The sequence below is a fragment of the Bacillus sp. 95MFCvi2.1 genome (assembly GCF_000374965.1).
Lineage (GTDB): Bacteria > Bacillota > Bacilli > Bacillales > Bacillaceae_G > Bacillus_A > Bacillus_A pseudomycoides.
The window spans coordinates 1-8,065 of the sequence record NZ_KB895755.1; the positions used below are offsets into that span (position 1 = coordinate 1).

At 33.2% G+C, this 8,065-nt stretch carries 8 protein-coding genes and 2 rRNA genes; 2 read left to right on the forward strand and 8 right to left on the reverse strand.

Features of this window, described 5'->3' with window-relative positions:
- Positions 1–84 (forward strand): 23S ribosomal RNA (locus C568_RS0129770); the annotation flags it as partial.
- 50 nt (positions 85–134) lie between these two features.
- Positions 135–250: ribosomal RNA gene (gene rrf, locus C568_RS0129775) — 5S ribosomal RNA — on the forward strand.
- 100 nt (positions 251–350) lie between these two features.
- Here rrf and C568_RS35965 read toward each other — a convergent pair.
- From C568_RS35965 to C568_RS0129810, 8 genes are all read right to left on the reverse strand, one after another.
- A complete protein-coding gene (locus C568_RS35965; RefSeq protein WP_231399124.1) occupies positions 351–458 on the reverse strand; it encodes a hypothetical protein in 108 nt (35 codons plus the stop codon).
- A 318-nt stretch (positions 459–776) separates the two neighbouring features.
- Complete coding sequence (locus C568_RS0129780) at positions 777–1,223, reverse strand: ASCH domain-containing protein (RefSeq protein WP_018783680.1); 447 nt, start codon at positions 1,221–1,223, stop codon at positions 777–779.
- A gap of 335 nt (positions 1,224–1,558) precedes the next feature.
- Positions 1,559–2,356, reverse strand: coding sequence for an undecaprenyl-diphosphate phosphatase (gene bacA, locus C568_RS0129785; RefSeq protein WP_006093183.1), 798 nt, complete (start codon positions 2,354–2,356; stop codon positions 1,559–1,561).
- Between the two features lie 52 nt (positions 2,357–2,408).
- Positions 2,409–3,935 (reverse strand): serine hydrolase domain-containing protein, encoded by a 1,527-nt coding sequence (locus C568_RS0129790; RefSeq protein ID WP_006093181.1) that lies wholly within the window; start codon positions 3,933–3,935, stop codon positions 2,409–2,411.
- Between the two features lie 175 nt (positions 3,936–4,110).
- Entirely contained in the window at positions 4,111–4,848 is a 738-nt protein-coding gene (locus tag C568_RS0129795) for an ABC transporter permease (protein WP_018783681.1), read from the reverse strand.
- Complete coding sequence (locus C568_RS0129800) at positions 4,841–5,770, reverse strand: ABC transporter ATP-binding protein (protein WP_006093179.1); 930 nt, start codon at positions 5,768–5,770, stop codon at positions 4,841–4,843. The genes C568_RS0129795 and C568_RS0129800 overlap by 8 nt, the downstream gene beginning before the upstream one ends.
- Positions 5,771–5,823: 53 nt before the next feature.
- On the reverse strand, positions 5,824–6,855 hold the full coding sequence (locus C568_RS0129805) for a sensor histidine kinase (protein WP_018783682.1): 1,032 nt from the start codon (positions 6,853–6,855) through the stop codon (positions 5,824–5,826).
- Positions 6,845–7,558: a response regulator transcription factor gene (locus C568_RS0129810; RefSeq protein WP_018783683.1), complete on the reverse strand. Its 714-nt coding sequence runs from the start codon at positions 7,556–7,558 to the stop codon at positions 6,845–6,847. The genes C568_RS0129805 and C568_RS0129810 overlap by 11 nt, the downstream gene beginning before the upstream one ends.
- Positions 7,559–8,065: the final 507 nt, after the last annotated feature.

Below are 8,065 nucleotides of genomic sequence, written 5' to 3' on the forward strand. Positions count from 1 at the left end.
AAGATGATCAGGTTGATAGGTTCGAGGTGGAAGCATGGTGACATGTGGAGCTGACGAATACTAATAGATCGAGGACTTAACCATATAATATGAAGCAAATGTTATCTAGTTTTGAAGGAATATGCCTTCAATAGTTTGGTGATGATGGCAGAGAGGTCACACCCGTTCCCATACCGAACACGGAAGTTAAGCTCTCTAGCGCCGATGGTAGTTGGGACCTTGTCCCTGTGAGAGTAGGACGTCGCCAAGCAAAAACCTAAGTCGTTTCGACTTAGGTTTTTTTGTGGTTAATAACATAATACCTATTTCCGTATGCAAATAATTTTCCTCTATTCACTTTTAACATATCCTCAATTTTTATTTTTACTAAAGAGTACGGAGAAACGCCTCCAGTAAAAATAGATTTTAATTCTGAATGAAGGTACTCCACCAACTGGATATCCTGTATGTTCTAACACTTCTTGCTCGGTGGCTAACCGTGGCCTCTCAATATGTAATGCTTTACCTACTCTAGAAGTGATTGCTCAGAATCATACAAATATTTTTGACGAATTGTTCTGGAGAAGCATTGATAGTTTGTGTAGCTTCCTCTACAGAATGACAAGTTTGTGAGATGCTCTGCAAAAATGTTTTGTATATGTAAATATTGTTTATATTTTTTTGCAGTCCTTCATACGGCTTCTTTTCTCCAAGTTAGAGATAATAACATAAGCCCATCATCTATATGTATCTCTCGAATCATAGATGATGGGCTTGGGTGTGAATAGTAGCTATGTTTATCTTTTGATATCAATGAGTTTAAAGCGCTCACAAACGAGTAACATGTCTTCAGAAAATTCACGTCCAAATTTGTGTAACTCTTCTGTGAAAAATTTTATATGTGCTTTTCTCCAGTAGTCATAAGTTCGATCACCTTCGCCTTCTGCAATGGCAAATTCTTCGGGAACTTCATTCATTGGTGTTACAGTTACTTCTATTGTTTTAATAATGGCTACAGGCTCATCCTGGCTATTTAAGATAATGCTATAATCATTTGTCGTAGGAAGCGGCTCATTGTCTAGTTCATAGAAGATATGACCAGAGCATGTTGCTGTTTTCACGCCATCAATTACTAATTGAGCAAGATAGTCAGGAGATGCTCCGAACTGCCATGCACTGACAGATTGAGGTTTTTCACTTTCCTTCCAATACTCATCCCAATACTTTTGTGCTAATTGGTTCATTTGTATCATTCACCTATTTCTCTATTATATAGTCTAATACATAATTCATTGCCATAAGGTTCTGCTCATCTATCTTTCCTATAAACCTCTATAATAATATTAAAGAATATTCGGAATAAAGAAGTCAAGCCATTTTAAACGACTACCTAAGTTTTCAAGATTAGATAATTTATTTCGAGTAATAAAACCAACGCTTTTTATGGGGAGCTTGTTTAACGTATCTTTTCGTCAAAATGAAGAAGGTACGTCTGTTAGGGTGGTATAATTGCAACTAACCGATTCTTCCATAGGAATATCGGTTAGTTGTTGTCTTTTTATAGGTGATCTTTCTATAGTTAGAGCAATACGAAGAGAGTGAACACAATGGCTAACAAAATGCGGTAATAGGCAAATGGCTTTAAACCGATTTTTGCTAGTAACTTTAAAAAAGTTACTACTGCCAACATTGCTACTACAAAAGAAGTAATAAATCCTACTGCAAACATTGGAATATCATCTATACTTAAATGTTCCCAACTTTTTAATAAGTCTAGACCTGTTGCACCAACCATGACAGGAAGAGCGATAAGAAAAGAAAATTCTGATGCAGCGTTATAATTTACTTTTGCTAACAATCCTCCAGACATTGTGGATCCAGCTCTTGAAAAACCAGGATATACCGCTAAACATTGAAATAATCCAATTGTTAATGCTTGACGATATGTTAAATCATCTAATGAATAAGAGGTAGCTTCAGGTTTTTTAACTTCTGCAAAAATCATAAGAATAGCTCCTGCTACAAGTCCGATAACGACAGTATATGGCTGAAATAAGTATGTTTTGATTACATCATGTAATAGTAAGCCAGCAACTACAGCTGGGAATACACCTAGGAAAACATGTAGTGCATTGAATTTTTTCTCTTTCTGCAAGAGAGGCTTAATGTTACATAAGGAAACAAGGCGTTTGTGATATAAAACAGCAATAGCTAAAATTGCTCCTAATTGTATGACAATCTCAAATGTTTTTGCTCTTTCTCCTTCAAAACCTAATAAGTGTCCTACTAGTATAAGATGCCCAGTAGAAGAAATAGGTAGGAATTCTGCTAGTCCTTCTACAATACCGAGTATGAAGGCAATAATTGTATCGCTCATAATTTCACTCCTATACAAAATATTAATGAAAAGCTATCTATGAAATACAATGTTAAGAAATAAATCTATTCATTTCTTTTTTAGTAAAAAACTTTAAAGTTGTATAGATAGAATATAAAATTATAACTGTTATAAAGCTATACATTGTTAGTGTAACTGTAACGGGAGCCCATACTGTAATAAACGACCAAGGTGCTCCAAGTAGTATTTTGGGGAGTTTTAAAAAGAATAGTAGTCCCCCTGCAACGACACATATATTTATGAGAAATAATATGAATTTCTTTTTGTTTAATAAAGTCCAATTTCGGCGTTTTTGTAATAACCTTCTTATAAGTCTTATGGTTAAAATTATAAATAATATACTTAAGCACGCTGTCACAATGAATATTATGGTTGCTACTTTATCTATTTTTTGAAAGCTATCTATTTGTTTTGTATCAGAAATGTTTTTTCCATTCCAGAGATCTATAACTCCTTGACCAATTGATGTTGTAACTGCACTTTTCATATTAGATAACACTGCTACACCTGTTTGTTTATTCGGTTGCATAATAATAAAGGATGAAAAATTCGGATTTTCCCCCGAATGAAGTATGGACTTTGTGTCTTCTTGTCTAACAATCCAGCCGCTAGCATAATAATCATTATTTTTAATTGGTTGCACTGTTTTATCCGGTATGTGTGAATCTGAAATGAGTTGTGTATGAATAGAATTGTTTATTTCAATTCCTAACTGGAGATTCATCCATTTTGCTAAATCATTTGTATTACTAATAATATAACCTGCAGGTGTATTACCGCGATAGATAGGTTGTTCATATGGATATGGTCTCATAAATCTTAATTTATATCCGGTAGCCATCTCGTTAGGGTGTCCTTGTAAGTAACCTACTAATGAATTTTTCATTCCAATTTGATCTAGGATGTTCTGCTTTATATAAACTTCATATGGCTTCTTTGTTACTTTTTCAATTACAAGTCCTAAAATATCGTAATTAATAGTTGCGTATTCAAAAGAACTTCCAGGCTTATGATTTAATTTTGTTTGTTTTAGAGTTTTGATTGTTGTTTCCAGTGCATCATTGGCTGAACTTATAGGAATAGAGCTAATCGTGGTAGAAGGTATCCCGCTAGTATGATAGAGCAGATGATTTAAATTGATTTTTACTGGCTTATCATTATAAGTTAATTGTAACCATGGTAAAAACTTTGTGATATCATCTGCCTGCTTTAGTAGGCCTTCTTTTTCTAGTTGCAAAATAGCTAAACCTGTAAAGGCTTTACTTGTTGAAGCTAACTCGAATAAGGTATCCTCATTCACAGGCTTTTTTGTTTTTAAATCTGCATACCCAAATCCTTTTTGATAAACAGTTTTTCCTTTTTCAACAATCACTACCGATATTCCTGGTATTTGACTCAGTTCTTGTTGCTCTTTAATAAATTGATCAATTTGTTGTATACGTTGTTCGTTAGTTTGTTCACTTTCAGCAAAGCTAATGTGTGCTAATGGGATAAGGAAGATTAGTATTAAAAAACTAATAGACAGGTAATGGTAAAGTTTTCTTTGCTTTTTATTCATTTTTAATAGCTCCTATCTGTAGGCAATAATGGATGATAGAGTTGCTGTAATCATTATAGAAAGTGTTTTAAATCTGCATAATTGGAAAGTAACCCACACCTCAAAAATATGAGAAAGGAATAAATAGAGATGTGGGAACAAATTTTAGTGGAATTTTTTGTTTTATCTACTCAAATTAATGAATATCGACTTTTTTAAAATAGAATACTGTTGCAATAAAACCGATAATGGATGTAGCAGTGATCGCGATATAAGAATATTCTGGAGGATATGTCGGTTGTAATGTATTGTTTGCTATATCAAGTGTAGCTGCCCAAGGGAATAGATCTTTATGTTCTGAGTTTATAGACATAAGATTTATCAGCGTTATAATGATCGTTAATACAATAGGGGGAACGTAAGTTTTCATTATAAGAGTTAGCAGTACAATAGGAGTCGATAAAATAAAGAGAAATCCACCGCACATCAGAAACTGTATAAGAGATTGGAAAAGCAATGAGCTACTGAATCCAGAAAAGTTTCCTAAGAGCCCTAGTAATAATGTTAATCCCCAAGCAACTAGAGTTAACATCATAATCCAAAAGAATAGGAGAATAAATTTACTTATAATAAAGTTAATACGTGATACAGGGATGGTTAATAGGTTCTTTAAAGTATCTTCTGTATATTCACGGCTAAACAAATAAGCGATAACAACTCCATATAGGGGGACTCCTAGTACTACAGTAGTATATAGATTTACTTCAGAGAACAGTTGAGAAAATACAATAATCGGATTAGGATGTTTTGTGTGCATGTGTATATAAGATAATACAACTACCATAAAAGGTGCTACCGCCGCTCCAATAATACTAATTAAGAACATGTTAGAACGTTTCAATTTTAATAGTTCCGTATATAGTAGATTAACCAATTGTCCCACCTCCAACCAATTTGGTGAAATAATCCTCTAATTTGTCTTCGCTCATCATAATTTTTAATACTTCGATATCATTTCGAACAAATGTTCTGTTAATCTGTCCTTGTTGACCGAAATGAGAATAAACGCGAATATTCCCTTCATCATGTACTTCGTAATCAAAAATATGAAATTGTTTTTCTAAAAGCATCGCAGCTTTATTATCATTATTGACTTGAAATTCTAAGTATTTACGGTTTGTTCTTCGAAGTGCATCAAGAGAAGTCTCTTCTAATAACTTCCCTTCATGAATAATCCCCATACGATCTACTAGTTGTTCGACTTCGGCTAAAATATGGCTAGAAATTAATATCGTTATATTTCTTTCTTGTGCCAAAGATTTAATAAGCTTTCGCATTTCTTTAATACCAATTGGATCTAAGCCATTTGTCGGTTCATCTAATATTAATAATTCTGGATAATGGAGTAGAGTTCTCGCTATCCCTAGTCGCTGTTTCATTCCTAATGAATATTTTCCCACTAGCTTTTTCGTTTCATGCTCTAGCCCTACAATTTCTAATGCCTCTTCAATCGCATTCTTTTTATGAACACCGATTATTTTTGCATTAATTAATAGGTTCTCTTTTGCAGTTAAGTTTTCATAGAACCCCGGAACCTCAACGATAGAACCGATTCTCCTTAAAATTTCTTTTTGGTGTTGAAAAAAATCTTCCCCGAATATTTCGATTTTTCCACTTGTAGGTTTTATAAGACCGAGCAGCATTCGAATTGTTGTTGTTTTACCTGCACCGTTCCGGCCAATGAAGCCGTAAATCTCTCCTTGATTTACATTTATATTTACATTATCTACTGATTTTTGCTTGCCATAAATTTTAGTTAAGTTTATTGTTTTTATGATTGTATTTATGTTGAACACCTACTTTCTATAATCTCTTAAGTACATAATAAGAAGGAGGATTTAACTGCTCCTTAATCATTTCTTAACTGTTTCTTAAAAACGGTTTGTTTTGGGATGGAAAAGCCAAAGGTGGTTTTTTTCCATGGAATACTTTCTACCCATATTTGACCGCCGTTTTTTTCTACGAGAGCTTTTGCAATAGCAAGCCCTAGACCGCTCCCGCCATGAGAAGGGTTCCTTGATTGATCAATTTGGTACATTCTCTCAAATACGTTCTCTAGATCATCTGTTGAAATGCCAGGGCCTTTATCCCAAATGAGTAGCTGATAGTCGTTAGTCGTTTCTAAAAGTTCGATTCCTACTATTTTTCCAGAGTGTCCGTAATGTATAGCATTCTTTAGGAGGTTACTTATAACTCGAATAAGACTAAAAGAATCTGCTGTAATTATGCAAGGTTCTTCTGGAATATTAATTTGTAACTCAATACTATGTTTTGATAGTTCAGGTAAAAACTCGATTAGCGATTCTCTAGTAATCTCTGAAAAATCAAGTTGTTCTTCCTTTAATGGAAATTCATCTGCATCAAGCTTTGCCATATTGAATATTTCATCAACTAATTGTTTTAAGCTATTTGCTTTATTTGAGATTATTTCAAGATACTCCAGTTTTTCTTCCTCTGAAGCAGCTATACCATCTTTTAATGCGTCAATATATCCAATAATAGAAGTAAGAGGTGTTCGTATATCATGTGAGATGCTGGATAGAAGTTGCTTCCTAGCCTTTTGAGACCTTTTGGCCTCAACTTGTACTTTTTCTAGCTCGGTTATTAATTCATTTATAGAAAAAATGACGTCAGCTAGTGAATGGTCGTTATTTGTATATAGTCGTGTATGTAAATTACCATTAATGGCGCGTTTTAATTTCGTAGCCATGGACTTCCGAGTTTGAATAAAATGAAGTCTTGTAAAGAAAAGACTTCCTGTTATAACCATAAGGATAATGAATAAAATTAATTTTAATGTGTGAACAATATCTATAAATAGAAGTCCGGTGATGATGATAAACTGCAATAGAATAAGATAGAGAACTTTATCATTCTTCATTTTTCTCACCTACAAATTTATAACCAATACCCCATACAGTTTGAATGAGTTTGGGGTTTGAAGGATCAACTTCTATTTTTTTTCTCAGTTTTCTAATGTGTACCATGACGGTATTATCATCTTCTATATAATTACTATCCCAAACATTGCGGAAGAGTTGCGTCTTTGTAAAAACTTGTTCAGGATTTGAGGCGAAGAACTTTAATAGTTCAAGTTCTTTTCCAGTTAAAGATATTTCTTTGCCATCTACGTTAACTATGTACTTGTTTACATCAATTGTTAGTCCTTTGAATGTTAAGAGTGTTTTTTCTTGTACGCTAGCGTTACTCCCTAATACTAAAAAACGCCTCATAAGAGCTTTTATTCTAGCAACCACTTCATTAATACTAAAAGGCTTTGTAATATAATCGTCTGCCCCTATGCTTAAGCCTAAAATTTTATCTACTTCTTGATCTTTAGCAGTGAGCATTAATATGGGGATATTTGTTTTATTCCTAAGTCTTCTACATACTTCGATACCATCAACTTTAGGCATCATAAGATCTAGTATGATGAGGTTATATTTATTTTGATTAAATAAGTGAAGAGCTTCTTCACCATTTATAGCGATATCAATTGTATATAATTCTCGTTCTAGATATTTTTTTAATAAATCTCGTATTTCTTTTTCATCGTCTGCTATAAGTACACGGATATCTTCCATAGTTTCACCTGCTTATAATAGAGTTTTGTATTTTGTTTTCGATAATGAAAAATACAATAGCTATCTCATTATATACTATGAATTGTTAAAATAAGGTTGTAAGTATAGAATCAAATAGAGAAATGCAAATGTATGATAATCTACTAAAAATTTATAGCTGGGAGAAACTAAGTGGAAAGAAGGTGGGAGATACTCAATGCTACATAAAGAAGAAATAAATCTATCAAAAAAAGTTTTGAAAATCTATTGACTATTACTATATAGAGGTGTAATGTTATACGAGTCGCTGATAGCAACAAAGCAAAACGCGACAAACGAAATAAAAAACTTAGTTGACATTGAAACATGAAAGTGTTAATATAAGGAAGTCGCAAATGAGCGGCAAACAAGTTCTTTGAAAACTGAACGAAACAAACAACGTGAAACGTCAATTTTTATTTTAGATGCTAGACAAACTAACTTTATTGGAGAGTTTGATCCTGGCTCAGGATGAACGCTGGCGGCGTG

What these genes read in the sequence shown, in the direction of transcription:
- C568_RS0129780 (WP_018783680.1), bottom strand. Translation starts at nt 1,223, where the DNA reads ATGAACCAATTAGCACAAAAGTATTGGGATGAGTATTGGAAGGAAAGT.
- bacA (WP_006093183.1), bottom strand. Translation starts at nt 2,356, where the DNA reads ATGAGCGATACAATTATTGCCTTCATACTCGGTATTGTAGAAGGACTA.
- C568_RS0129790 (WP_006093181.1), bottom strand. Translation starts at nt 3,935, where the DNA reads ATGAATAAAAAGCAAAGAAAACTTTACCATTACCTGTCTATTAGTTTT.
- C568_RS0129805 (WP_018783682.1), bottom strand. Translation starts at nt 6,855, where the DNA reads ATGAAGAATGATAAAGTTCTCTATCTTATTCTATTGCAGTTTATCATC.
- C568_RS0129810 (WP_018783683.1), bottom strand. Translation starts at nt 7,558, where the DNA reads ATGGAAGATATCCGTGTACTTATAGCAGACGATGAAAAAGAAATACGA.